The organism is Bartonella sp. CR84HXZ (genome assembly GCF_042194535.1).
GTDB lineage: Bacteria > Pseudomonadota > Alphaproteobacteria > Rhizobiales > Rhizobiaceae > Bartonella > Bartonella grahamii.
Genome location: NZ_JBHIMY010000001.1, coordinates 129,527 through 156,121, shown reverse-complemented (window position 1 = coordinate 156,121; position 26,595 = coordinate 129,527). Strand labels below are relative to the sequence as shown.

Sequence of the window (26,595 nt, the reverse complement as noted above, 5' to 3'; positions counted from 1 at the left end):
CATAAATATGATAACCTATGGCTTTGCATTATATTATTTTGGTAGAAAGCTTAATAATGAGATTAAAGTAAGGTAATACTTCCTTTTTCAACAACCGCATAAGCGAGTAGAATACTCGTATACTACTTTCGATATTATCCCATAAAAAATCGATATAAAAACTATGAAGCAATGCACAATTTTTATTATTTAAAAGGTATTCTCTCTGGAGATTTTTAAAAGCTTTAACGTTACGTGAAAAGGATAGAGTTTTGTTTATATAATAAGACTTATCATGGAGATCTCTTATTCTGTCAGTAACATCATCACTCAGATTCATAAATGCATATTTGTTGCACAAATTTATGAAGATTTTAAAAGAGCTTTTTCACATAAAGAAGTCCTCTTCTTGTCTTGCATTTTTTTTTAATTTCTCCTACCGTCTTGGAAAAACTTATTTTAAAGGGATAAAGAATGGCAGCTCAAGATTTTGTTGTCAAAGATATTGCACTTGCCGCTTATGGTCGTAAAGAACTTGATATTGCTGAAACTGAGATGCCTGGTTTGATGGCTTGTCGTAAGGAGTTTTCCTCTAATCAACCTTTGCGCGGAGCGCGTATTTCTGGCTCATTGCACATGACAATTCAAACAGCTGTTTTAATTGAAACATTAAAAGCTATTGGCGCCGATATACGGTGGAGCTCTAGTAATATTTTTTCTACGCAAGACCATGCAGCAGCAGCTATCGCCGCAACTGGTATTCCTGTATTCGCCGTTAAGGGTGAAACATTGGAAGAATATTGGACTTATATAGATGCAATTTTCCAATGGCCAGATGGTAATCCTTCCAATCTTATTTTAGATGATGGAGCTGACGCCACAAACTATATTTTAATGGGAAGTCGTGCAGAACAAAATAAAGATATCCTATCGCATCCCAAAACAGAAGAAGAAGAATTTTTTTTCAAACAAATACAAAAGCGTATGGATGCAACGCCAGGATTTTTTACACGACAGCGTGCAACAATTAAAGGTGTAAGCGAAGAAACCACAACAGGTGTAAACCGTCTTTATCAGTTACAAAAAGAAGGGCTTCTGCCTTTTCCTGCTATTAATGTCAATGATAGCGTCACTAAATCAAAGTTTGATAATAAATATGGATGTAAAGAATCATTGGTCGATGGTATTCGACGTGGAACAGACGTGATGATCGCTGGTAAAACTGCCATTGTCTGTGGTTATGGTGACGTAGGAAAAGGTTCAGCAGCATCTCTTTCTGGTGCTGGGGCTCGTGTTAAAGTAACAGAAATTGATCCTATTTGCGCTCTTCAAGCAGCTATGGATGGCTATGAAGTTGTTAATTTGGATGATGCTGCTTCCAGTGCTGATATTATCATCACGACAACAGGCAATAAAGATGTTGTTCGTTTAGACCATATGCGACAAGTAAAGGATATGTGTATTCTTGGAAATATTGGTCATTTTGATAACGAAATCCAAGTCGCAGCCCTTAGAAATTTGCCATGGACAAATATTAAACCACAAGTTGATATGATCACCTTTCCCGATGGAAAACGCATCATTTTGCTCTCTGAAGGGCGTTTGTTAAACCTCGGGAATGCGACTGGGCATCCCTCTTTTGTCATGTCAGCCTCTTTTACTAATCAAGTTTTAGCGCAAATTGAACTTTTTACCCGTGCAGAACACTATACAAATGAAGTCACTGTTTTGCCTAAACATCTTGATGAAAAAGTTGCACGTCTACATCTTGACCGGTTAGGAATAAAATTAAGTGTTTTATCAGAAGAACAAGCCGCTTATATTGGAGTCACACCACAAGGACCTTATAAACCAAACCATTACCGTTACTAAACATTTCCTTGGGTTAAAAAAGGGAAAGATGTCGTGCGCAGCTTTGGTGACTATAACCCCAAAGAAAAAGCTCAAAAAATGATTCGAATCTATGCGTATATATTTTGCCTTTTTTTCTTTTTTTCTCCAACATGCGCTGTTGCTCAGCCACTGGAAGGTTATCTACCATTTTTCTTCACTTTACTAGATGGTCCATGGCTGCTTTTAGCGCTGTGTGGAGGAATTTCTTGTGCTTCACTTCTCACGTGCCTAGCTGTTATTATGCGTGCAAAAAAAACTGCACAGAAGCCTTTGAAGATAATTCAGGCAAATTTTTCTGAAAAACTTAAATATTATGAATGGCTTCTGGAAGAAACCGAGCAATTCCTTCTTATTTGGGAAAATCCAACAACCTTACCCCGTGTCGTTGGTGCCCTTTCTGCATTGCAAAAAATAGGAATCGATCAGAAAGATTTTCAGCGTTTTGAGCTCTGGGTTGAAGAAAATTCTCTGCGAGAACTTGATTATGCATTGACTCAACTACGTTGTAAATGTCACCCTTTTGATATTTCTATCACCACCACAAACAATGTACTGCTGCAAGTTACAGGAGTTATCGCAGGAACAGTCGCTATTGCTCGTTTTCAAGATATCTCAAAACAACAGAGTGAAAATGCTCGTTTACAGAAAGATATCGCCCGCCTTCTTACTGAACTGAGAATGCAGCGTAATCTTCTTGATCTTATTCAAGAGCCCGTATGGATAAAAGATTGTGAAGGAAAAGTTTGTTTTATAAATCGCGCCTTTAGAGAAATGACAGACTTTCGTGAAGACAGTGATGAAGTGGGGGATCTTTTCAATGAAAATACACAACGTAAAACAGATGAAACAGAAACAATTTTTCAAGAACATGTTCACACAGTTATTGATGGAGAACGACATCGTTTTCATCTCACACGTATTACAACAGCCGAAGGGATGGCAGCTTTTGCGCGTGATGACAGCGCATATGAAAATCTTGCTCATGAATTAAGTTATGTTCTTCAAAGCCATTGTGAAACACTTGACCAAATTTCAACAGCTGTAGCTATTTTTGATACAAACCAAAAATTAAAATTCTGTAATCATGCTTTTAAAATTTTATGGCCGTTGGAGACTTCCTTTTTAGAAAGTGAACCAAGCCATACATTATTTCTTGAACGTTTACGTGAAAAAGGGCTCATTGCTGAACACCCCGATTGGCGCGCGTGGAAAGAAGAACTTTTTAAAGCCTATCGACAAACAGAATCGAACCAACAAATTTGGAATCTTCCAGATGGGCGTACGGTGCGTGTTATCTCGAACCCTCATCCACAAGGAGGTGTTACTTGGCTTTACGAAAACCTTACAGAAAAAATTGATCTTGAACGCCGTTATAATACACTTATTAAAATACAAGGTGAAACACTTGATAAACTTTCCGAAGGCGTGGTTGTTTTTGGTACTGATGGGCGCCTTCGTTTATCGAATCCTGCCCTGTCGAAATTGTGGTCGCTTCCCTATAATTTACTGGTAGAAGGGACCCATATTACACAGTTACAAAGCCATTGTTCAGCCTTAACCTTAGGACAAGAATGGGATCAATTTACCAAATTCATTACCGGTTTTGCTGAAAAACGTGAAACATATTCAGGTCGTATAGATCTTAAAAATGATATGATTATTGACTATACTCTGGTCCCTCTTCCCGATGGACAAACGATGCTTACTTTTGTGAATGTTACGGACACTGTCCATGTTGCGCGTGCTCTTCAAGAAAGAAATGAAGCATTAGAAAGTGCTGATCGTTTGCGTAATGAATTTGTTCAACATGTTTCCTATGAATTGCGTACACCTCTCACCAATATTATTGGATTTTCGGATATTTTACGTGATCAAATTTTCGGCTCTATCAATAAACGTCAACAAGAATATCTTGGGCATATTCATTCAGAATCAGGAACTCTTTTAAATATTGTTAACGATATTCTTGATCTTGCTACCCTTGATGCAGGCATTATGGAGTTGGACATAAAATCGGTTAATATTGCAGATGCTATGATACAAGCAGTAACACGTATAGAAGATCGCCTTAATGGACGCCATATTACGCTTTTACAACAAATTTCTCCTTCCTTAAATTCCATTTCTGCTGACGAAAAACGCTTGCATCAAATTTTTGTGAATGTGCTGAGTAATGCTATTAATTTTGCAACGGAAGCGAGCACTATTGAATTTTGCGTCGATGAACAAGATGATAATATTGTCTTTAGCGTTCACAATGAAGGCTCTGATATTCCAAAAGACGTCCTTGATCGTATTTTTAAACGTTTTTCTTCTCATTCACACCATGGCGGGCGTGCAGGAGCGGGTCTTGGCCTTTCCCTTGTGAAGAGTTTCGTTGAACTACACGGTGGACATGTTGAGATTCTTACCGGTTCTGGAAAAGGAACAACAGTTAAATGTTTTTTCCCACTTCCCAAAGGAGATAAGATTTTTTAATTTCAATCTTTATTATAACAAAAATTTTTCATCCATTTCATGGAACTCTTAATGAATTTTAGTTTTTTTCTTGAAAATGAAGAGGCAACAAAGCTTTTTGCACAACATTTAACCCTTTCTTTAAAGCCGGGGGATCTTGTAACGTTGCAAGGAGATCTTGGAACTGGAAAATCAACTATTGCACGTACAATCATCCAAACACTTGCGAATGATAACACTATGGATGTTCCAAGCCCTACTTTTACTCTTGTGCAAAGCTATCAACTTCCACAGTTTGAAATTATTCATGCTGATCTTTACCGCCTTTCTATGGCAGAAGAAATTGATGAATTAGGGCTTCATGAAGCTCGTGAGAAAAATATTTTGCTTGTTGAATGGCCAGAAAGAAATACAGCTCTTTTAGAGCTTGCCACTTTTGCACTCACCTTACACTATAAAGAACATGGGCGTCATGTAACACTCAGATCAGCACAACATTCCATTGAACGTTTGCAACAGTCTTTTGCAATTCGTACATTTTAAAAAAACATCGACATGAGCATGGACCTCATCATTTTTTAATTGATAATACCTCTAATACGTACCAAAATTTGAAATGATGAACAACATAAAGAAGTCCCTCATGGCGGATCAACCATGAAGATGAGACGAAATACTGACTCTTTTATATAACAATGACATAAATTGCAAAGGACATCCGTTAATTTATAGGAATTTATCAATTTATTTTAGAGAATGTTTTTTGCCTTTCATATTTTTGGTAAAGGCTCCAAAAAAATCTTTTGATTCTAGAGAATAGTACAAGAGAATTTTAAATTGAAGTGGTAACCCTTTAGAAGAGCATTATATAATCTGTAGTGAATTGCTTACTTCTTTCTGCTTAAAAATTGTGAACTTCAGAAAAGTAATTTGCAAAGTTTTTTCTTAAAATCTCCTTATTTCTAGATTGATATTGCCTTTTTATGTGTTGAAAGCACTATCTATCTCAATAGTCTTATCCAAGAAGAAAATACCTCTATGAAATTATCATTCACCCAATATTTTTGACGCGCATATAAGGAAAGAATTGCCTATATTCTTCATACAGGGCAATTTTTTATAAAAAATAGTCAATTGAATCATGCATAAAAGTATGAATTCTTAAATTCATTTAACATTTTGATTTTATTATCTTTTTATTATAATATAATGCAAAAAAGAATATTAAAAAAAATCAAAAGGAGAGACAAAGCTTCTCTCCTTTATAGTGATTATATGTGGAATTAACTAAGCCCATCTTTTATCCATTCAGAAAGGCGTCCTTTAGAGGTAGCTCCAACCATATTCGATGAAATATTTCCATTTTTAAACATTAATAATGTAGGGATAGAACGTACTCCGTATTGGGTAGCCAGTTCCGGATTTTCATCAATGTTTACCTTAGCAATTTTAACTTGATTTTGCATTTCCATTGAAATTTCATCCAAAATTGGAGCAATCATTTTGCAAGGGCCACACCATTCTGCCCAAAAATCAACCACAACAGGGGTGGAAGAGGTTAGAACTTCACTTTCGAAATTGTCCTTATCAACTTTTATACACGTCATTGATTTATCCTTTATATTCACTTTTTATAAATTGGTATGATAACAATTCATATCAAGTTATTGCAAAGATAAATTATTAAAGGACTTTTTTACACCAGAGATTGTACATTGTGTTTGTTTGGGCGATTTTATGAAAGTAAAAAAACGTAAGGATACTTTGAAGGAAAGGAATAACTTATAAGGCAACTTCACCAAGAAATGCCTCGAGTTTTTCTGGAGAAAGCTTAAAAATTTTGGCTTCTTTACTGTAGATAAGCAGAGCTTGGATATCTTTATCAGGATGAATAGCTTGTAATAATTTTCGGTAAAGAGCCATTTGCAACCAGTGATGGGAAGCAATAGCAGCTTCATTTTCTGGCGGGGTTCCTGTTTTAAAATCAGCAAAGATAATGCTGTTTTGCGTGATGTAGAGACGGTCAATTTGACCAGAAATTGCTTGTTCTTTTCCACGAATTTTTACAATACCCATTAAGGAAACCTCAGCACGTGAATGCTCAGAGAAAAGGGGCTTGAGGTAAACGTGATCTAATATTTTCCAAATATGGCGAAGAGCATCTTCTCTTTGGCTCTCATGCCAATGAGAGGCTTTGATATTGAGATAGTTTCGAGCATAATCTCGACGTTTTTGTGGGGGATAATCGGGTAAATATTGTAACAATCGGTGAACGATATTACCATATTCAATGGAAAAAGCTCTGTTAGTATTTGTTGCTCCTAAAACAGGAGAGGTGGTAAGCTGTTTTGGACTTGAGGACAGCTCTGTATCCGCTTCAATGGAAAGGCTCGCCACTGACGGTTTTAACGGTTTTGGTAGCACTGGCTCTTCTGGTACTTTATGGGAGAAAAAAGCAGGCAAAGGTGGTAAGGTTTGGCATTCAGCGCAAGGGACTTTTGGGTTTATAGAAGCAGAAGAAGGAGGTGTAATACAATAACGCCAAGCTGCAATATCTTCCGCAGGACCTTTTATAGCTACCGCATGCGGTTCGAGAGCTTTCTTTACCAATTGTAGCCACGTATGAGGATTATTGCGTTCACCGCTATACCCGCAAACAAACAATCGATCTTCAGCACGCGTCATTCCTACATAAAGAAGGCGCCTATATTCTTCTTCTGCACGCTCTTTTAAACGCAAAATTGCTTGTTTAGAGGGCATTGTATCAAATTCTGCATTAGGGCGCCAGATAAAAGCTTGTTGGTCACTCAAATGTGCATTGTTCAAGGGAACTTCAAGCAAGTGAGGTGAATGCTGGGGATGCCAGATTGCACTACCAGGATCAACCAGAAATACAACGGCAGCTTCCAGTCCTTTTGCAGCATGAACAGTCATGATGCGAATTTCTTCATGGTTTTGGTCAAACTCACGTTTAATTTCTGGTTCACTGACACTTAATGTTTCCAAAAAAGCTTGTAACCCTGGTAACCCCGTTTTTTGAATCGCGAGTGTGTAGTCCATAAAAGCATCAAGCACATCATTGGCTTCCAAGCCTAAGCGCGCTAAAATTTTTTGTCGTCCCTTATCATTATTTAAGATATGACTATAGAATTCGAAGACTGGTATTTTATCCACTAAAGTACGATACTGACTCAAGCTTTCAAAAGTATCTTTAAAAGGAATATGCGACGATGCCTGTTCACAAAGGCTTTTCCAAAGAGAGCCTGTACGGTGAGCGGCAAGTTGATAAAGTTCCTCTTCGCTAAGCGCAAAGAGTGGACTTTTTAAAACACAAGCAAGAGACAAATCGTCTTGTGGTTGCAAAACAAAACGTCCGAGTGCCATTAAATCACGCACACTCATATGTTTTATAAGCTGTAAACGATCTGCACCAGCGACAGGTATATTGCGTTGTTTAAGGGCACGAGAAAGCGCTAGGGCAAATTGATCACGCTTACGAACCAAAACCATAATATCACTAGCACGCAATAACCGCCCTTTTGCTGGAAGCATTTCTCCTTTGTGTAACCAGCCTGCAATAGTTTCAGCAACTTTTTCTGCCAAACGTATTGCTGGTGTATCTAAATGATCAACAGTTACATGCCAATCATCAGGAAATTCGTCTTTTTCTTTAGAAATGGCATCCCATAAAATAACTTCACCTGGACTGTGAGTACGGATAGCTTCGTGTATGGTTTTTGTATTTTCTGCTGAAAGCCCTTTATAATTCTCTGGTGTTTCAAAGACAAGATCCACACTTTTAAGAACATCGGCTGTGGAGCGAAACGAGTAATTCAATTGTATTTTTTCAAATTTCTGCTTTGCTTGTTGTGCTTTTTTTTGAATAATTTTGCCATTTGCAGCAAAATTTTCTGGTGCAGCGCCCTGAAAGGAATAAATAGACTGTTTTTCATCTCCAACAGCAAAAAGAGTACGTATATTGTCACGTTGACTATGACCTGTAAAAAATTCTTGCGCTAAAAGTTGAATAATTTTCCATTGATCAGGGTTCGTATCTTGTGCTTCATCAAGCAAAATATGATCAAGACCCTTATCAAGTTTATAGTGCACCCATTGGCTTGCACCTTCACGTTGCAACAAATGGAGTGTGCGCTCAATGAGATCATCAAAGTTTAAAAAACCATTGGCTTTTTTTAAATTTGCATAAATTTTGAGATAAAGGGCACAAAGCTGAAAAGCCGCCATATTGAGTGCACAGACTTTTACGCACTGATATTTCTCTAAAAGAACAGAAAGCTTGCTTTGTTTATCTTTAATCAATTGTTGAATAAAAGGCCAAATTTCATCTGATTTTTTAGACGATATAAGTGCAAAATTACGAGGTTTACCTTCTGTTGTAAAATAAATATTTGAAACAATATCAATGATAGTTTCTTCATCACAAGCGGTTTCTAATTGGGGAAGTTTTTCAATGATACTCTTGGTGTTTTTATTCCCATGGGTTTGGCAATGGGTAAAAGCATAAAGAGGAAGACGAGCAGTCTGTTGAATTTTTTCTAGTAATTGCTGATTTGTATCATCAGGTGCTAAATTAAACAGCGCCCGCAATTTTTCTTCTCCATTTTCAGACAGAAGAGAAGACAAAAAATCAGACAGTTTATGTTGCTTTTCAGCTGCTTCATACAGCAATTGGTTAAAAGTATGTTCACTGATAACCTTAAGCAGCTGTTTTAGAGCGGGTTGTACATCATGATGCTTTAAAAGTTGGCAGCGGGCTTCTTGTAGTAATTTCTTGCGGTTGACATCATCTATGAGTTCGAAATGTCCAGCAATATTGGCTTCTAGCATAAATTGATGCAAGAGAGATTCGCAAAATGCGTGAATAGTCTGTATTTTCAAACCACCAGGTGTTTCTAAAGCACGAGCAAAGAGTTGGCGCGCATAGGTTATTTTTGTTGCACTGATAGGTTTGTTTTCAAGCTTCGATAAGATTTCTTTAAGCTGCGCATCATCGAGTTCATTCCAGCTGGAGAGTGTGCGAAAAATCCGCGATTGCATAACAGCGGCGGCGGCTCTCGTGTAAGTAAGGCATAAAATACGTGCTGGAGGAGTACCGTTTAAAAGCAAACGAATAACGCGTTCGGTTAGAACATGGGTTTTTCCAGATCCTGCATTTGCAGAAACCCATACATGTGTTTTTGGATGTGTTGCTGTTGCTTGTGCATCAATGGCTGCTTCAGGAATAGAAAAAAGAGTCATGATTGATCTCCTTTATGAAATCCATTTGACCATTCCCATAAACGTGCCAGATGATCATAGTCACTTTCATATTGTTTTAACATAGGGACTGCGTGTGAAAGATAGCCTTGTTGTGGATTTTGATAATACTCCATTAATGCGATAAGATGTTCCCACACCCTTTCACCAAGATTAATAACATTTTGGTGATCTTTTTCCGCTTTTTCTGAAAGAATTGATTGAGGAGTAATCTTACCTTTTCCATTAAGAGGGATATAAAATAAATTTGAGGGAGTAAAATCTTGAAAATCTGTAAAAGCTCCTCTCATTAATAGAGCGGTTTCCAATGCTAATTGTGGAAATAATAAATCACGAACTTGTTTTGATGAAGGGGGTGTACTCGTTTTAAAATCAAGTATTTCAACCGTTTTGTTTGGCAATATATCAATACGATCAGCACGTCCTGAAAGAATTACACCTGTTGTACCTATGGGTATTTTTTGCGATTCCACTTCCGAATGTCGTATTCGGGGTTCTAGACTTTGTTCCCATTGCAGAATAAAGGGAGCAAGATTTTCAAATGTATTCCACCAGATTGTTTCAACATCAGCAGGTAAATTAAACTTATCAAATTCTTTACGTCCAAGAGTGAGGAGTACATTTAATGCATTGTCAACCTTTAGATTTTTTACTTTTGTGCAAAAAGCAGCAAGAATAGCGTGATAAAGCATTCCACGTTCAGCAGCACAAGGGTCATAGACGAGTGCTTTAAGTGGTTTGAGTCGCAAAATTTTTTTAGCGTAAATGGCATAAGGGTCATGGCGTAACGTTGTTATTTCGGTGATGGAAAAATGACGTGGACGCACTGCAATGGGTGGTACAGGGCAAGGGCGTGTTGCACAAGCAGACATGTCCGTATTGTCAAGCATCTTTGCCCAATGGCGTATCTTTTCACCTCGTGCACGGATTTGTTTCCAAACTTGTTGTCCTACGACAGTTTCTAAGCGTTGTAGCCAGCGTGAAGGGAGAGAAGGAACATGATCAACTCGTAGTGCTCGGCTCATCACGACTTTATTCATTCCCATAGCCCATTGAAAATCATGCGCGGAAAGACCAATACGCTGCTCTGGTGGCTCCAGAGTTAACATCATTTTCATCGGTCGCGATAAAAAAGCATCATTTCGGGTTGATATCGGCCATGACCCTTCATTAAGACCGCCGATGACCACTGTATCAACTGTTTGCAAACGTGATTCCAAGGTACCCCAGATGAATAAACGTGGATGTCCTCCAGGCGAAGGTGTGACGGAACGGGTTGCTATTATGGCAGAAAACATAGCGGGCCATTCGCAAAGATGAAATGTTAATCCCGATTGATCACTGACCAATTCACGCAAAAAATTTGATAAGGCTTGTCCTGCTTCGTGTTGATAAAGATGTGCAAGAGAATTATCCTCATTGCGACCAAAATTTTCAAAAACCTCAACAGTTGCTATCGCAGCTTCGTTGATGGTGCATTCTTTCTCTTTTTTCATAAGAGATGTTAAAGGTTCAACAGCTTTCCTCAAAAGATGACAAAGGAAACGTGCTTCTTCACATTTCTGCTGATCAAGAGCGTTGATTTCAGAACTATTATGAAAGTGCGTTTCAATCCATTTTTCAAGAAATTGATCACATTCGCAAAGATTGATGCGCCCTGTATTCCCTCGAAGAATAAAAAGTTCAAAATTTTCTGCCATTTCGCGTAAACGATGACGGTTTTGTTGGAGTGTTGTCAGAGGATGTTTAAGAAGAGAAAGAAAAGCAATGGGATCATCGGGTTGCAACACATTTTCTAAAATAAGCCGTAAGAGAGTTACAGGCAATGTTTGTGCAAGTGGTATTCCGCTTGAATCATTTGCTTCAATTCCAAATCTCTGTAATTCCACAGCAACACGGCGTGCTAAATTACGGTCATTTGTAATAAGGGCCGCAGTTTTTTGGGGTTCTTCAATAGCTTTGCGTAAGGTAACAGCTATAGCGAGAGCTTCTTCACGTTCATTTATAGCTTCAATAAATGACCAATCTGCACAAAGATTTTCATAATCATCACGGACAATTTGTATCCATTTATCTGTTGTAGAAGCTGGTCGGAGTGCTTCTGATAAAAGAGCCATTCGTCTTTTCTTTGTTATACTTTGTTGGCCAATTTCGCAAACATGATGACGTTGACACTCCATGAGAGTTAGAAGTTTTTTTAAATGATATTGAGGATGGCTAAAAACATTTTCTGCAGGATCAAAAAAATCACAAGCTGTTTTTTCTTTATGGCTTGTGCATAGTGCATTCCATTGTTCTTCATCCATATGAAGATCAAGGCCAGGAAGAACAACAGCCCCTTTTGGCAGAGAAGCTATAACCTTTAAAAGATGAGAAACTGCGGGCATAGAACCTGACACACCAGCTGCAATGACCGGTTTATCAGGCGGCATACGTCGTAAAGTCTCTGCGTGCATTGTGAGTGCTTGATTACGCCATTCAGCGGGATTACTTCGTTGTCTTTCTGTCAAGATTTTTGGCCAATTTTGCGTAACAATAGTCAAGAAATCGAGCGTTATTTGCCACCATTCAGCGACCATATCAGGTGCAATATTTTTAAGTTTTGACCAGTCTGCTCCTTCTGTTTCAATTTCGTCCATCAAGTGTGCTAAATCTTGCGCAAGCCAAATCGCATCAGCACTATGAGCCGGAATAAGCACATCTTCTGTGCCAAACATGGCACGCAGATGCGCAGGTAAATTTTCACGCCATGGACGAATAAGGCGTGCTAAAAGTAAAAGACGTTCGCTTTCTCCAATAGGCGGATCGAGAGTGCTGGTATGATTTTCAACAAAAAGGAAACTGTCTTCATCTACATCTCCTAGAGCACGAATGGTTGGCAAGAATGTTGATTGTGTATCACTTCTTTCAACAAAGGCTAAACGCAAAGCGCGAGCAGCACGACGTGTCGGAACATAAATAAGGCTATCGGCAAGGGCAGTTTGAATATCTCCACTGGAAGCGAAATTATCAATAAGGCTACCAGAGAGTAGTGCATCAACAAAGTGAGGCAAAAAAGCAGTTCCCGGAGAAATAGAAAAGACACGCGGTTTATAGGTCATATGATCTCATCTTTGGGATAACAAATTTCAGCTTATTGATTATTTGTATTATTTTGACTGTATACAATATTTATACAAGGAAAAACTGAAAAGCTATATTTATGCAGCAGATTTTTTATTTTAGATTTAAAAAATCAGTTTCATAAATAATATTTTCCCATAAAAAGCTTGGGAAAAAAATAATATTTCCACCCTTCACAGCGAAAATAGATTACTTTGATGGAGAGAGTTTTGCAAAAGTTTATCGTGCAAGCCTCTATTTTGCTAGGATTACATCCCTTATGCAAAATAGAATGCCCAAAAATATCATTATGTTGCAATTTTATATGTTTGTTTTTAAAGAGACATCTTTCATTGTACTTGAGCTTACCTCGTAATGTCGTCCCGTAAATAATATAAATGAATAGTATAACTTAAACTTCCGTGAATGGGATAAGATACACCACACACCACCATCGTTACATCATAACGCTACAAACCACCATCATCACTTTTTTACCCTCACCCAATATTTTGAAAGCTCTTGGCTATGGAGAAGATTTACAAGAGGCTTTGTATTTCTTGCTTCCAGTGTTTTACGCACACATCAATCCTACTTATGACATGCAAACAAACGATTTTGATTGTTTCAATATAAGAAACTTATAATATTCAGATTTTTAACCCAATATAAAAAATGATAAATTATCATTATAAATCAAATTATTGTAGAAAATATTTTTCTTTATTTTAAGAGCGTACTTGGTAATCTTTAAAAGCAGAAAATTTTATTTTAGGAGCTCTTTCTGCCTCATAATTCAATGAAAAATGATTCTCCGCTAAAAAGACTGGATCACCTTCTAAATCATACGCAATAGCAGAGCGGTGATTGCTGAGAAACTTTTGCAACTCATCTTTGCTCTGCGCTGAAATCCAACGACATAAATTAAAACGCGCAGACTCAAAATTCACTGGCAAAGAATATTCTATTTTTAATCGTTCTTTTAAAACATCAATTTGCAAAGCACCAATAACACCAATGAGAGAAGGCGACCCATCATCAGGAATAAACAATTGTACAACCCCTTCTTCAGCCATTTGTTGCAAAGCTTCTTTGAGCTTTTTTGCTTTCATTGGATCGCCCAAACAAACACGACGCAAAATCTCTGGTGCAAAATTTGGTACTCCCTTAAAGAGGATATCTTCTCCTTCAGTCAAAGTATCGCCAATACGCAATGTTCCATGATTAGGAATCCCTACGATATCACCGGCATAGGCTTGATCAGCAATTTGGCGTGAACGCGCAAAGAAAAATTGTGGAGCCGAAAGTGTCATTGGTTTTCCTGTTCGAACCAACTTTGTCTTCATACCACGTTCAAGTGTTCCCGAACATACCCGAAAAAATGCAATACGATCACGATGATTAGGATCCATATTTGCTTGAATTTTAAAAACAAATCCCGTCATTTTAGGTTCCATGGCTATGACATTGCGCTGATCTGCACTTTGGTCACGAGGACTTTGACCAAAATCAATAAGCGCATTGATCAAATCACGAACACCAAAATTTCGCAAAGCTGAACCAAAATAAACCGGAGTCATATGACCTTCACGGAAAGCTTGAAGATCAAAATTCTTGCAAACACTTTGAGCGAGTTCTACCCCTTCAATAAAAGTTGAATGTTGATATTCAGGAAGTAAATGGACAACCTCTCTGGGATTTGAAACTATCTGCTGTGTTATCTCATCATCTTTTTGACGAAAACGATTATGATAAAGGTCATAGGTACCAACAAAATCTTTACCCGTACCAATTGGCCATGTTATAGGTGCAGTATCAAGAGCAAGCTTTTCTTCAATTTCATCTAAAAGCTCTATAGGATCACGTGCCTCACGATCCATTTTATTGATAAACGTAACAATAGGAATATCCCGCATCCGACACACTTCAAACAATTTTAATGTTCTAGGCTCAATTCCCCGTGCCGCATCCAAAACCATGACAGCACTATCAACAGCTGTGAGTGTGCGATAGGTATCGTCCGCAAAGTCCTCATGTCCTGGAGTATCTAGGAGATTAAAAATATGATTTTCATATTCAAACGTCATCACCGAAGTTACAACGGAAATACCACGATCACGCTCAATATTCATCCAATCAGAACGGGTTTGAATACGATCTTTTTTGGCTTTTACTTCTCCTGCAAGTTGAATAGCACCACCAAACAATAAAAGCTTTTCTGTCAATGTTGTTTTCCCAGCATCTGGGTGAGCAATAATTGCAAATGTACGGCGTCGCTTTACTTCCTGCACTCTCTTTTCCATTATTCCTCCACAGGACGTGCAAGCGCTTCAGCAATCAGTGCACGCATTTCATTAATCCCATAAAGCGCTATAAATGATCCCCATCGTGGACCTCGCTCTTGTCCCAGAAGGACTTCATACAACATTTGAAAAAAAACATTGGAAACACCAGGCCCACCTTCAGGGCTTTTTTTGCTATGATCTTGATAGCGTTCCGTTAACCGTGCAACATCAAGAAGCATATTTTGTAGCATGTTGCCATCAACAGTTTCAGGTAAATTAGCTAATTTTTCATCAATTTGTGCTAAGGTTGCTCGTTCGCTATCATCAGGGAGCCGGAATTTTTTGTTTGGTTTAACAAAAACATCAAAATATTTAATGGCAAACTTCACCAATTGATCAAGTTCTGGATAAGTTTGTGCATTTGCTCCTTTAGCGTAACGAGAAATAAAACCCCAAAGAACTTCTGCATTCTCCGCATTTGAAGCACTTACCAAATTTAGGAGCATCGCAAAGGAAACAGGCAAATCAACTTGCGGAGGGCAACCATTATGAATATGCCATACAGGATTATTCAGCCGCTCTTTCCATTCTTGGCGACCATAGGCTGAAAGATGCGCATAATATTCATCAACCGCTTTAGGAATGACATCAAAATAAAGCCTTTTTGCTGTTTTAGGCTTTGAAAACATATAAAGCCCTAAACTCTCTGTTGGGGCATAAGTAAGCCATTCATCAATGGTTAAGCCATTTCCCTTGGATTTGGAAATTTTCTGCCCTTTCTCATCTAAAAAGAGCTCATAGTTGAATCCTTCTGGGGACTTCCCACCTAATACTTTACAAATTTTAGAAGAAAGATTTGTGGAATCGATAAGGTCTTTTCCTGCCATTTCATAATCAATGCCAAGTGCTGTCCAACGCATTGCCCAATCCACCTTCCACTGACACTTAACCTTGCCCCCCGTAACCTCTGTTTCTATGGTTTCTCCTGTTTCTGGCTCAATATAAGTAACTGTACCTTTTTCAACATTACGTGCAATCATCGGTACCTGTAATACTTTTCCAGAAAAGGGAGAAATTGGTAAAAAGAGCGAATAGGTCGCTTGCCGCTCTGCACCCAATGTTGGTAAAATAATTGCCATAACCTTGTCATAACAGGCAAGGATTTTCAAAAGTGTTTCATCAAAACGACCAGAATGGTAATAATCCGTAGCACTTGCAAATTCATAATCAAAACCAAAACGATCAAGGAAAGCCCGTAGCCGCGCATTATTTGCTGCCCCAAAAGAAGGATAGTCATCTCCAAAAGGGTCGGGTACACGGCTCAACGGTTGACCAAGATAATGTTCCATCCTCTCGCGATCAGGCACATTCTCAGGAACCTTGCGCAAACCATCCATATCATCAGAAAAACAAAGCAATTTTGTTTTTACTTTATTCTCCGTAAGAATATGAAATGCATGACGCACCATGGTTGTACGTGCAACTTCCCCAAAAGTACCAATATGCGGTAAACCAGAAGGTCCATAACCTGTTTCAAATATCACACTGTCTGGATAACCCGTCTTTTCATACCGTTTGATAATCTTACGTGCTTCTTCAAATGGCCAAGTTCTCGATTGAAAAGCCGCATCTTTTAATTCAGGCGCAAGGTTAAGGGTATCACACTGATCACGCATCATTATTTGTCCTAAAAATTACACTCTTTCAAAATAGGGTGTATGGTTCTTGAATTTATTCGTCAATAATAGCAAGCAAAAAGATGAAAATTTCTTTATACTCTTAAGTCACAATACAAAAATCGCCCTCGCTATAAACATATTTTGTTCTGATAAAAATCAAAAACATTCAATATTATAAAGCAAAATTGACTTGTTTTGATTATCAAAGCCTTCATTGCTATTATTATCATGAATTTTGCTTATTATACTGATTTAGTACAAAAGCGAAGCCTCTAACATTGAATGAAAGGACTGCAAAAACCAACAGATAAAAATGCTTAAGTTAGGCATTCCATACAAAAGTACTTCCCCTACTTTACACTTGTCACTGTAATTTTCTATTTCTTTTTTTGTCACCTTGATGACGCATTGCTAATGTACGCAAACGTAAAGCATTTAATTTAATAAAACCAGTTGCATCTCTTTGATCATAAGTACCTTGATCATCCTCGAAAGTTACCAACTCACTCGAATAAAGTGATTTTTTACTTTGGCGCCCTTCAACAATCACGTTTCCTTTATAGAGTTTTAACGTGACTTCACCTTCAACATGTTCTTGAGATAAATCAATAGCTGCCTGCAGCATCTTACGTTCCGGCGAAAACCAAAATCCATAATAAATGAGTTCTGCATAACGTGGCATCAATTCATCTTTCAAATGAGCTGCACCACGATCTAGCGTTAAAGATTCTATAGCTCTGTGAGCCGTTAAAAGAATGGTCCCCCCTGGTGTTTCATAAATACCCCGCGATTTCATACCCACAAAGCGATTTTCTACCAAATCTAACCGACCAATACCATTATCGCGCCCATAATGATTTAATTCTGCAAGTAAAGTTGCAGGAGATAAATTTTTTCCATTGATTGAAACAGCATCACCTTTTTTAAAGCCAAGAGTGATTCTGGTTGCTTGATCTGGAGCATCTTCCACCGAAAGAGTACGCATATGGACATATTCAGGAGCAGGAAGTGCTGGATCTTCTAAAATCTTTCCTTCTGATGAAGAATGCAATAAATTTGCATCCACTGAAAAAGGTGCTTCGCCTTGCTTATCCTTTTCTACAGGAATTTGATGTATACGAGCAAATTCAAACAGATCTGTCCGACTCTTAAAATCCCAATCACGCCATGGAGCAATAATCTTTATATCAGGGTTAAGAGCATAAGCGGAAAGCTCAAAGCGTACCTGATCATTGCCTTTGCCCGTTGCCCCATGAGCAATTGCATCTGCTCCTGTTTCCTTAGCAATTTCAATAAGGCGTTTTGAAATAAGTGGGCGTGCAATTGATGTTCCTAAAAGATAAGTTCCCTCATAAACGGTATTGGCTCGAAACATCGGAAAAACAAAATCACGCACAAATTCTTCGCGCAAATCTTCAATATAGATTTCTTTAACACCTAACATTTCAGCTTTACGACGAGCAAATTCTAGCTCTTCCCCCTGCCCCAAATCCGCTGTAAAAGTTACAACTTCAACGCCTAGCGTACTTTGCAACCATTTGAGAATAATTGACGTATCCAATCCCCCTGAATAAGCCAAAACAACTTTTCTAATATTTTGCCACTTCTTCATTTCAAAATTCTATATGAGCTGCTCTTTTATCTCTACCTAGAAATCAAAACAATGCAACAAATATAAAAATAAATTCTCTTTAAGCAACATTAAAAAGACGCAAAAAACGTAAATAAAAACGCTTTAGAGTGTAAATAATGAATACTGCTTAAAAATAAAAGGAGATTTACGTGTCATTTCTACCGGAGTGGTCTATTGTTGTACAATTTGCTTTAGCATCGTTGATTTTAGCACTTATTCCAGGACCTGATATGATGCTTTCTGTAGGACGAACCATTACACAAAGCAAAAAAGCTGGAATTATGTGCGCCTTGGGTAGTGCAACAGGGTTTGCCATTCAGGTTACCGCTGTAGCACTTGGCTTATCAGCGCTTATTTTTGCTGCGCCACACACTTTTATTCTTCTAAAAATTGCTGGCGCCTTTTATCTTTTATGGTTTTCTTTTCAAGCGTTACGGAGAAATCCAACTTTTTCCTTCGAACAGACATCTTCTAAATCTCAAAGCGCTAAACGTAACTATCTTGCTGGTATTGGAATCAATCTTTTAAATCCTAAAGTTATACTCTTTAACGCGACATTCTTACCACAATTTATCAATGCGGATGATCCTATGGCAACACAAAAGCTACTCTTTTTAGGACTCTCTTATATCCCTATTTCTTTTCCCATTACAATTTCTATCGTTTTTACAGCGCATAAACTTACCAAAATTCTCAAGAAAAAACCTCTTTATATTCGCTTTCTCGACTGGCTTATTGCTGGTACTTTTACTATCTTTGCCCTCCATCTCCTTATAGTTACAAAAATTGATTTATAAATGTAATTTATCGTTTTTAATTTAAATGAGAACCAAAATATTGTAGGATTCTCTCATTTCAAACCTGTTTATTTTGAATCAAACAATATCTTTCCCTTGTACGTTATAAGCGAATCGGGAGTTTTCGTGTGTGAAGCGAAATCTTTTTAAAGAACGTAATAAACAAAAGAGTGAGGCAATACACAATCTCCACTTTTTAAAAGATATTACCGTAGATGCTTTTAAAAGTCATAAAATAGAATTAAAATGTACGATAATAATATGGAAATTAGTTAAGACCCTTAAGACTTCATATTGCCTCTAAATGAGGTTTCCTCCTTATTTTAGAAATTACGCAAACAGACTGCTATATACAATATTTCTCCCCATTGAGCATATAAAAGCTGAAACTGTTCGTCTAACACTTATCCATCTTAATCTCTGTCTCACACATGCTATTATATGCTGATTTACTGAAAAAAAAGCATAGGCTTTAATATCGCAGAAAGTTGCATTAACTAATGACCAATGGCATTTTCAAGTCGCAAACGTTCAGATTTCCGTAAACGCTCTGAAGCTGATTTAAGTTGTCCACATGCCGCTAAAATATCGCGTCCACGCGGTATCCGAATAGGAGAAGCATAGCCCGCTTGATTAACGACATCAGCAAAACGCTCGATTTGCTCCCAATCAGAACACTGATAATTGCTCCCTGGCCACGGATTAAAAGGGATTAAATTGATCTTAGCAGGAATCCCTTTCAATAACTTAATCAATCGCTTAGCATCATCTAAACTATCATTGATATCTTTCAGCATAACATATTCAAAAGTGATTCGTTTCGCATTGGAAAGACCAGGATAATTACGGCAAGCCTCCATTAGTAAAGCAAGCGGATATTTTTTATTAATGGGAACAAGCATATCCCTTAATGTATCGTGTACTGCATGGAGTGAAATCGCCAACATAACACCAATTTCTTCTCCGGTTCGGATAATTCCAGGAACAACCCCACTGGTTGAAAGCGTAATCCGACGTTTTGATAAAGAAAGCCCGTCGCCATCAGAAGCAATCAATAAAGCTTTTTTAACAGCTTCAAAATTATAAAGAGGTTCTCCCATCCCCATCATAACAATATTGGTAATTTTGCGACCTTCAATGGGAACTATTGCCCCATCAGGGGTATTTTTATCAGGAAAATCACCCAAACAATCACGTGCAACCAATAATTGTGCCAAAATTTCTTCCGCAGTCAGATTGCGAACAAGCATCTGCGTTCCCGTATGGCAAAAAGAGCAAGTTAACGTACACCCTACTTGCGATGAAAGACATAAAGTACCACGTCCTTCTTCAGGGATATAAACCGTTTCAATTTCAACAGGCCTTCCAGCTCCACGTGCAGAAAAACGTAAGAGCCATTTACGCGTACCATCTTTTGATATTTGTTCTCCAACAATTTCTGGGCGCGCAATGGAGAAATGACACTTAAGTGTTTCTTGCATTGCTTTAGAAATATTCAGCATCTCATCAAAATTTGAAACACCACGCACATAAAGCCAATGCCAAAGCTGACGCACACGCATACGCGTTTGATGCTCTGGTACACCAACCGTCTTTAAAGCTTGCACCATCTCATCTTGTGACAAACCAATTAAAGAGAGCTTAGAACTCTCCTTCACGACCACATTATCTGTTTCTCGCGCAAAACATGAACCAACTGGTCTAAGGTCATAGGAAATGGCCATTGCTTTCCAATTCACATCACTATTCTAGAAATTATCGAAACCTTAATGGCACTTTTGAGCTGCATTTAATGCAGCAGTGACCCCTTTTAAGGAATAAGTATAAGTGGTATGCGTTCCTCGTTTTGATATCGCTTTCACTGTCATATTGCTTCCTGCACGCATAGCAGAAACAAGCTGCTTTTCTAGCTCTGATGAAGCCAACCAAGCTGAGGAATCTTTCGTGAAAAAATCAAAGTCCTTACCTCCAATGGTCACTGTCACTCTCGACCCTTCTTGAAGGGTATAACCAGCCATAAACTGCGGTTCAAACGAAATAGGTGAATGAGAACGCTTGGTAACCAAGAAAAAGTTATCACCATGATTAACTGTCGTTGGAAGAGCCTTCAAAGGTACCGATAACACATAGCAAATCGTATTTTTGGGCGATTTATAAGAATAGGCTCCCCACGCTTCAAATTGATTTAAACGGCTTGGCGTTTGTGCATATGCCACGCCCGCTGTAACAAAAACCATTACAGATGCAGCAATAACAGTCTTTTCAAACATCTTCATTTAGCTCACTTCTTTAGTCTCTAACAAGATTCTCTTCATTGGAAAAATTCAACAAAAACTCCTCGATATCCATGTGTTATTGTCTTAATTCCTTCAATAAGCGAAATATTTTCACACTAACCAGAATAGATTTCCACGTTCCATTGTGACCTTTTAATCGTTACCAAAACATAAACTTCTTATTCAATAACCACATTAAAAAATAACATCTTCATTTTATGCTACTCATTTCGTTTTTGTATAAAAAACGATTTCTTTAAGCTATAGAACTTCAAAACGAGATGAAAATATACCCCATACTCCCCGCAAAAAAGCTTAATCGCCTTACGGATATCACTTCTCGACTTTATGCATTCAATACATTTATGTTCACAAAATACTCCATCTTTCACCCATTATAGTGCATTCATACTTCGTATTCAATATCGTCCCGATAACACTTTTTCTCAATCTTCAAAATATCTTGTAAAAATAATAAAATATTATCAAGATATTAATAATAAAACATAAAGAATTCAGATTCTATCTCAATAATCACATACCACTTTGTTTCTTTTGATCTTATTTCCCTATATATTTTATCTCCAATTATTAATTTCTAAAATGATTTTAGTAGCTTATAATAGCTTAATCATATTATTTTAATATGTTAGACGACATTTTCCTTTCTGTTATAAAAAACTTCCTAAGAATTCTTTTGAAAAGTTTCCTTCTCTTATTTCTAAGTAATTTATCAACAAAAATATAAAATCTTTTTCTACAGCAATTTTAACCTTATCGTTTTTTAACAACATTTTAATCAATTAAAGTGGATCTGAATAAATCTTCCCATGCACAAAGCTGTTTCACCCAACCTAAAGCTATAACTTTCATTTTTACCGTACAAAATTGTTTTTTAGCATGGGCTCTATAAAACAGCTGACATCTAAATCATATCTATAAAATAGTTGACCTCCCCACTTGTGAAGAAGCAAACCGGCACCATAACACTATTTTCCAGCTCCCAATGTTTTGCTACAACCCTCGATACTTGAGACGATTCATAGGAAGCATTTTTACCCTTTCTTGTACAGTTTTTATCCACACGCTAATTCCATTTACAACATGCAAAATAGTGAATTATATTTATAAATCAATATCTTGCTATACTGAGGATACACTCTTATTTCTTCTTGAGCATTAAAATATTATCCCTAAACACTCAAACTCAATTTACGAAAAAATTCGATGCACAAATAAATTTTTCTGTTGATTTCTTTCCCGCTTTCAAAGGACAAAGATTCTTAATCCAATCTGGACTGAAAAAGTTTGGATTCTTGTCGAGCGGTCTCCTCTTGTCTTCCCACTTATGTGATTTACCTAACCAAAAGCTCTACAAACAAGTCCTGCTTAAGAATATTTACCACACATTCTAAAAGCATTTAATGTATTAAGAAGACTTACATGCCTTATCTCTCCACACCTCAAATGATGGCTTTTTACAGTACAACAGGATAAATGAACCCACGAAGCATAATGATTAGATGCTTTAATATACAAGAGCAAGAAAAAAAGTACTTCGTTTTTGTTACTTGCTCTTTAAAAAGAAGGTTCGCTTAGAAACGATTTCTCAAAATTGCATGACATAACCTTTTGTTATCAGTCTTTTAAGATAAAAATTATATTATTTTCTACGTTCCGTGGTGTATACCTTGCAACTTATACACTCATAATATCTTCTAAGCTGCATTTGATTCTGAAGTTTGAATCAGTAAAGCATAAAGCGCATTAGCATTATGCGTATTGCGCAATTTTTGCACAACATCAGTGTGGCGCAAAACACGTGCGATCTGTGATAAAGCTTTTAAGTGATCTGCACCAGCATTTTCAGGTGCTAAAAGGAGAAAAACGAGATCTATAGGTTCGTCATCAAGAGCTTCAAAATCAACAGGACTTTCAAGACGTGCAAATATACCAATGATCCGATTAATATCAGGTAATTTTCCATGAGGAATCGCAATACCTCCACCCAAACCCGTTGAACCAAGCTTCTCGCGTTGTAAAACAACATCAAAAATCACATGCTCACTAAGACCTGTTAGCTTGGAAGCTTTTTCGGCTAAAATTTGCAGAACCTGTTTTTTCGAATTAGCCTTAAGAGCCGGAATGATCGCTTCCGGTGCTATTAACTCACTCAAATTCATACTTTAATTTTCCTCTTACACGCTAAAATGCTCATCAATAAACCTATAAACGGTATAGATACTTAATGTTCTTTCACTTTTCGCAACATCGCATGTGTTTTTACTTTTCAATTTATAATGGGTGATGGCTCAATACATCTCATATCACTTCTAACACAACAATAAATAGTATTCGGATCATCATTAACGGCATGAGAAACCAAAGAAATGAAGTTGTTCATAAAGTTAATTTCCTTACGACTCTAGAAAAGGTCATTATTCATAAATTTATTAAACTTGTCATAAGAGTTGATGTATAATTCGCCATCAGAGTTTTTCTTTCTTTAAAAATGAGCCCTTAAATTAAGATGAAAAGCATACTGAGCAAAATGGACCTTTACTTTGAAAATTACTGTATAGCTTGAACATCGCCTTATAACAAGAATATAAAGGTTTTTAGAGATTTAATGATTATTTTGAAAGGTTTATAGATTTATCCTGATATCTTTAGCCGAGCTCCTATTTTCAAATAGGCCATATAAAACAATAAAATACGATAACTCCTATTGAATAACCGCAATATATAACCGGTGCTCCCATCAAAATACCTAAAACAGCATCATCGATATATTATTTGATTCGACAGAGAAAAATATGATAAATATCTCTTACCTTTCAATAACGCACGCATTTATTGAGAGCTTCGTTTATCACTCATTATCAAGTTAATCTAGTGATATCTTTTCTATGATACAATCATGAGCAAGCTAAACTTATAAAACAACAAACTAACCCTTTAATGATGAAGCCTTTTTCACCACTCAATAACAATATTAAGGTTATAGTCATAAAAGAAGTTTTGGCATAAATAAGGAGATTTTCAGTAATAATGTTTGGTTAAACTTAAATGGAAACTCGTGAAAGCTGTAAAATCAAAGAGAAAACTGATTTCCCAAATAAATTCTGCGTACATCAACGTTGTTGATAATATCATTAGGACAACCGTGAACTAACACCCGCCCTGTATGAATAATATAAGCGCGATCGACAAGCCCTAATGTCTCACGCACATTATGATCCGTTATTAGAACACCAATGCCACGCCTAGTTAAATGACGAATAAGTTGTTGAATATCGAAAATAGCGATAGGATCAATTCCTGCAAATGGTTCATCAAGTAACATAAAATGGGGACGAGAAGCTAAAGCGCGCGCAATTTCAAGTCGCCGACGTTCACCTCCAGATAACGAAAGTGCAGACATTTTACGTAAATGATCAATTTTAAATTCATGTAAAAGGCTATCTAACTCTTCACGTTGTTTAAGGCGATCTTTTTCAACGACCTCTAAAACAGCTTTAATGTTATTTTCTACTGAAAGACCACGAAAAATAGAAGCCTCCTGTGGAAGATATCCAATACCTAAACGCGCACGTCGATACATCGGAAGATGCGTAATATCAAATCCATCAATTTTAATGGATCCTCCATCAGATTTTATGAGCCCCGTAACCATATAAAAACAAGTTGTTTTACCTGCCCCATTGGGCCCTAAAATGCCAACGGCTTCTCCCGTACGAATGCCAAAAGAAACACCATTAACAGTTCGTCTTCCTCGATAAACTTTAATCAAGTTACTGGCAATCAAGGTCCCTTTTAAGGGATTTTTTGAAGCTTCACTTTCAAGATTATATTTATCGGTCTGTTTTTTTCTTTTGATTCCAAACATGAAATCTTAATGGCCATTCTTTTGATTTTGTTTTAAAATAATAGAAACACGACCTTTTTTCTTAGGCGTCTCACAACCTTCTAAAAAAGCCTTTCCGCTTTCCATATTTGCCGTTAGTTTGCACCCCGTGGCCACATTGTCACCGTCAGTTAACACAACATGACTCCCTGTCAAACTCATCATTTTTGACTTTCCATCAAAAACGCCTTTATCACCCGTAGCAATTTGCGTAGCAATTTTTATATAAACTTTTCCTAAAGCTTCCATTTTTTGTATACCCGACGAACCAAATAAAGAAACAGATGATGCCTTTGTATCTTCCTTGTTTTTATCAATTTCTTTATATGCTTTATCGTAGTAAACAACTAATTTTGCCGTTCTTAAAAGACGTTCACCTTGCACCACTGAAACATCACCTTTAAAAAGCGCTATCCCTTCTTTATCACGTATTTCCAAAGAATCTGCATGAAGTTCTACCGGTTCTTTGTCGCTTGATAAACTTATTCCAAAATGAGCCACTTCGGCATATCCTAAAACTGCTCCTCCTAACATTCCCATGCTAAAAGCCAAGGTCACACCTATCCATCTTTTGTACGATTTCATTATTTCAATTCTTCTGTTTGTATATACACATACTTCTCTTTATAAATATCCTTTGAAGATTCGTATTGATATTACGTCATTGCTTTTGAAGCACTAAATGCACACCACCATGGAAATACATGTTTTTTCCTTTTTCTCGAATTTGTAAGGCATTTGCGGCAAGATGCAAACCGGCTTGCTGAATATTAACACGCTGATCTGTTTTTAACTGTCCCTCGGATAAGTTAATACTCGCTGACATAAATTGTGCCATCATCCCATCATTCGTCGTAATGGTGAATGGCTTGTCCAACTGTAAAAAACCATTAATGTTATCGTAACCCCCCCCTTGTGCTGCGAGAAAAACCTGTTTTTGTTGGCCCATAAATGCTTTAGCTGTAATGTTTTGCAACCCAATCATTCCAGAGTGTGTATGGTCTTGAAATGCCTTTTCTGCTTTAAGCCAATAAGGTTCATGAGCACGCGTATACCCTTCTAACTTTGGATTGAGCATTGTCAAATTCACCACGCCACTTTCTTCATTATTCAAAGGCATAGAATCAGAAGTAACGGGAACCAAGAAAAACGTAAACCAGCAAAAAACCAGCGCTGAAATCAACGCTAAGAGAGGTAAAAAAATTTTTAATATGCTAATGCGACGCGAATGAAGGGATGCTTTTTTAAAAACATCTCCAAAAGATGATTGCGTTGAAAAGGCTTCATAATTATTGTGTACGGACATACTC

General features: G+C 37.3%; 16 protein-coding genes. 4 read left to right on the top strand and 12 right to left on the bottom strand.

Translation table 11 applies throughout. The features are described from left to right. Window positions 1–453 precede the first annotated feature (453 nt). From ahcY to tsaE, 3 genes are read left to right on the top strand one after another with little or no spacing between them, the layout of a single operon-like run. Window positions 454–1,851: an adenosylhomocysteinase gene (gene ahcY / locus ACFIKD_RS00655; protein ID WP_375646947.1), complete on the top strand. Its 1,398-nt coding sequence runs from the start codon at window positions 454–456 to the stop codon at window positions 1,849–1,851. Between the two features lie 33 nt (window positions 1,852–1,884). Next, complete coding sequence (locus ACFIKD_RS00650) at window positions 1,885–4,350, top strand: PAS-domain containing protein (RefSeq protein WP_375646946.1); 2,466 nt, start codon at window positions 1,885–1,887, stop codon at window positions 4,348–4,350. Between the two features lie 51 nt (window positions 4,351–4,401). After that, window positions 4,402–4,872, top strand: a complete 471-nt coding sequence (gene tsaE, locus ACFIKD_RS00645; RefSeq protein WP_375626156.1) for a tRNA (adenosine(37)-N6)-threonylcarbamoyltransferase complex ATPase subunit type 1 TsaE — start codon at window positions 4,402–4,404, stop codon at window positions 4,870–4,872. A 740-nt stretch (window positions 4,873–5,612) separates the two neighbouring features. Here the strand turns inward: tsaE and trxA are convergent. The 6 genes from trxA to ACFIKD_RS00615 all read right to left on the bottom strand — a co-directional run bounded on the left by trxA (window position 5,613) and on the right by ACFIKD_RS00615 (window position 18,284). Continuing rightward, window positions 5,613–5,936 (bottom strand): thioredoxin, encoded by a 324-nt coding sequence (gene trxA, locus ACFIKD_RS00640; RefSeq protein WP_012754458.1) that lies wholly within the window; start codon window positions 5,934–5,936, stop codon window positions 5,613–5,615. 175 nt (window positions 5,937–6,111) lie between these two features. Further along, window positions 6,112–9,588 carry a double-strand break repair helicase AddA gene (gene addA, locus ACFIKD_RS00635; RefSeq protein WP_375646944.1) on the bottom strand — a complete coding sequence of 1,159 codons (3,477 nt, stop codon included), beginning with the start codon at window positions 9,586–9,588 and terminating at the stop codon, window positions 6,112–6,114. Further along, window positions 9,585–12,707, bottom strand: a complete 3,123-nt coding sequence (addB, locus tag ACFIKD_RS00630; protein WP_375646943.1) for a double-strand break repair protein AddB — start codon at window positions 12,705–12,707, stop codon at window positions 9,585–9,587. Before addB ends, addA begins: the two co-directional genes overlap by 4 nt. A gap of 729 nt (window positions 12,708–13,436) precedes the next feature. After that, window positions 13,437–15,011 (bottom strand): peptide chain release factor 3, encoded by a 1,575-nt coding sequence (locus ACFIKD_RS00625; protein WP_208438469.1) that lies wholly within the window; start codon window positions 15,009–15,011, stop codon window positions 13,437–13,439. Then, window positions 15,011–16,672, bottom strand: a complete 1,662-nt coding sequence (locus tag ACFIKD_RS00620) for a lysine--tRNA ligase (RefSeq protein ID WP_375646942.1) — start codon at window positions 16,670–16,672, stop codon at window positions 15,011–15,013. Before ACFIKD_RS00620 ends, ACFIKD_RS00625 begins: the two co-directional genes overlap by 1 nt. A gap of 364 nt (window positions 16,673–17,036) precedes the next feature. Next, on the bottom strand, window positions 17,037–18,284 hold the full coding sequence (locus ACFIKD_RS00615) for an argininosuccinate synthase (RefSeq protein WP_375635369.1): 1,248 nt from the start codon (window positions 18,282–18,284) through the stop codon (window positions 17,037–17,039). Between the two features lie 170 nt (window positions 18,285–18,454). Here ACFIKD_RS00615 and ACFIKD_RS00610 point away from each other — a divergent pair, with 170 nt between their 5' ends. Then, a complete protein-coding gene (locus ACFIKD_RS00610; RefSeq protein WP_375635368.1) occupies window positions 18,455–19,102 on the top strand; it encodes a LysE family translocator in 648 nt (215 codons plus the stop codon). Window positions 19,103–19,599: 497 nt separating this feature from the next. Here ACFIKD_RS00610 and rlmN read toward each other — a convergent pair whose 3' ends face one another. The 6 genes from rlmN to lptC all read right to left on the bottom strand — a co-directional run bounded on the left by rlmN (window position 19,600) and on the right by lptC (window position 26,591). Next, window positions 19,600–20,826, bottom strand: coding sequence for a 23S rRNA (adenine(2503)-C(2))-methyltransferase RlmN (gene rlmN, locus ACFIKD_RS00605; protein ID WP_375635471.1), 1,227 nt, complete (start codon window positions 20,824–20,826; stop codon window positions 19,600–19,602). Window positions 20,827–20,868: 42 nt separating this feature from the next. Continuing rightward, a complete protein-coding gene (locus tag ACFIKD_RS00600) occupies window positions 20,869–21,372 on the bottom strand; it encodes an invasion associated locus B family protein (RefSeq protein WP_026500150.1) in 504 nt (167 codons plus the stop codon). Between the two features lie 1,724 nt (window positions 21,373–23,096). Beyond that, window positions 23,097–23,561, bottom strand: coding sequence for a PTS IIA-like nitrogen regulatory protein PtsN (ptsN, locus tag ACFIKD_RS00595; protein ID WP_012754449.1), 465 nt, complete (start codon window positions 23,559–23,561; stop codon window positions 23,097–23,099). Between the two features lie 911 nt (window positions 23,562–24,472). Next, window positions 24,473–25,267, bottom strand: coding sequence for an LPS export ABC transporter ATP-binding protein (lptB, locus tag ACFIKD_RS00590; protein WP_375635367.1), 795 nt, complete (start codon window positions 25,265–25,267; stop codon window positions 24,473–24,475). Window positions 25,268–25,273: 6 nt separating this feature from the next. Next, entirely contained in the window at window positions 25,274–25,870 is a 597-nt protein-coding gene (locus ACFIKD_RS00585) for an LptA/OstA family protein (protein WP_375635366.1), read from the bottom strand. A gap of 76 nt (window positions 25,871–25,946) precedes the next feature. Next, window positions 25,947–26,591: an LPS export ABC transporter periplasmic protein LptC gene (lptC, locus tag ACFIKD_RS00580; RefSeq protein ID WP_375646940.1), complete on the bottom strand. Its 645-nt coding sequence runs from the start codon at window positions 26,589–26,591 to the stop codon at window positions 25,947–25,949. Window positions 26,592–26,595 lie beyond the last annotated feature (4 nt).

Bases quoted from the DNA above. Each gene is read 5' to 3' on its own strand.
- ahcY (WP_375646947.1), top strand. From the start codon at position 454: ATGGCAGCTCAAGATTTTGTTGTCAAAGATATTGCACTTGCCGCTTAT.
- tsaE (WP_375626156.1), top strand. From the start codon at position 4,402: ATGAATTTTAGTTTTTTTCTTGAAAATGAAGAGGCAACAAAGCTTTTT.
- trxA (WP_012754458.1), bottom strand. From the start codon at position 5,936: ATGACGTGTATAAAAGTTGATAAGGACAATTTCGAAAGTGAAGTTCTA.
- addA (WP_375646944.1), bottom strand. From the start codon at position 9,588: ATGACTCTTTTTTCTATTCCTGAAGCAGCCATTGATGCACAAGCAACA.
- addB (WP_375646943.1), bottom strand. From the start codon at position 12,707: ATGACCTATAAACCGCGTGTCTTTTCTATTTCTCCGGGAACTGCTTTT.
- ACFIKD_RS00625 (WP_208438469.1), bottom strand. From the start codon at position 15,011: ATGGAAAAGAGAGTGCAGGAAGTAAAGCGACGCCGTACATTTGCAATT.
- ACFIKD_RS00620 (WP_375646942.1), bottom strand. From the start codon at position 16,672: ATGATGCGTGATCAGTGTGATACCCTTAACCTTGCGCCTGAATTAAAA.
- ACFIKD_RS00615 (WP_375635369.1), bottom strand. From the start codon at position 18,284: ATGAAGAAGTGGCAAAATATTAGAAAAGTTGTTTTGGCTTATTCAGGG.
- rlmN (WP_375635471.1), bottom strand. From the start codon at position 20,826: ATGGCCATTTCCTATGACCTTAGACCAGTTGGTTCATGTTTTGCGCGA.
- ACFIKD_RS00600 (WP_026500150.1), bottom strand. From the start codon at position 21,372: ATGTTTGAAAAGACTGTTATTGCTGCATCTGTAATGGTTTTTGTTACA.
- ptsN (WP_012754449.1), bottom strand. From the start codon at position 23,561: ATGAATTTGAGTGAGTTAATAGCACCGGAAGCGATCATTCCGGCTCTT.
- lptB (WP_375635367.1), bottom strand. From the start codon at position 25,267: ATGTTTGGAATCAAAAGAAAAAAACAGACCGATAAATATAATCTTGAA.
- ACFIKD_RS00585 (WP_375635366.1), bottom strand. From the start codon at position 25,870: ATGAAATCGTACAAAAGATGGATAGGTGTGACCTTGGCTTTTAGCATG.
- lptC (WP_375646940.1), bottom strand. From the start codon at position 26,591: ATGTCCGTACACAATAATTATGAAGCCTTTTCAACGCAATCATCTTTT.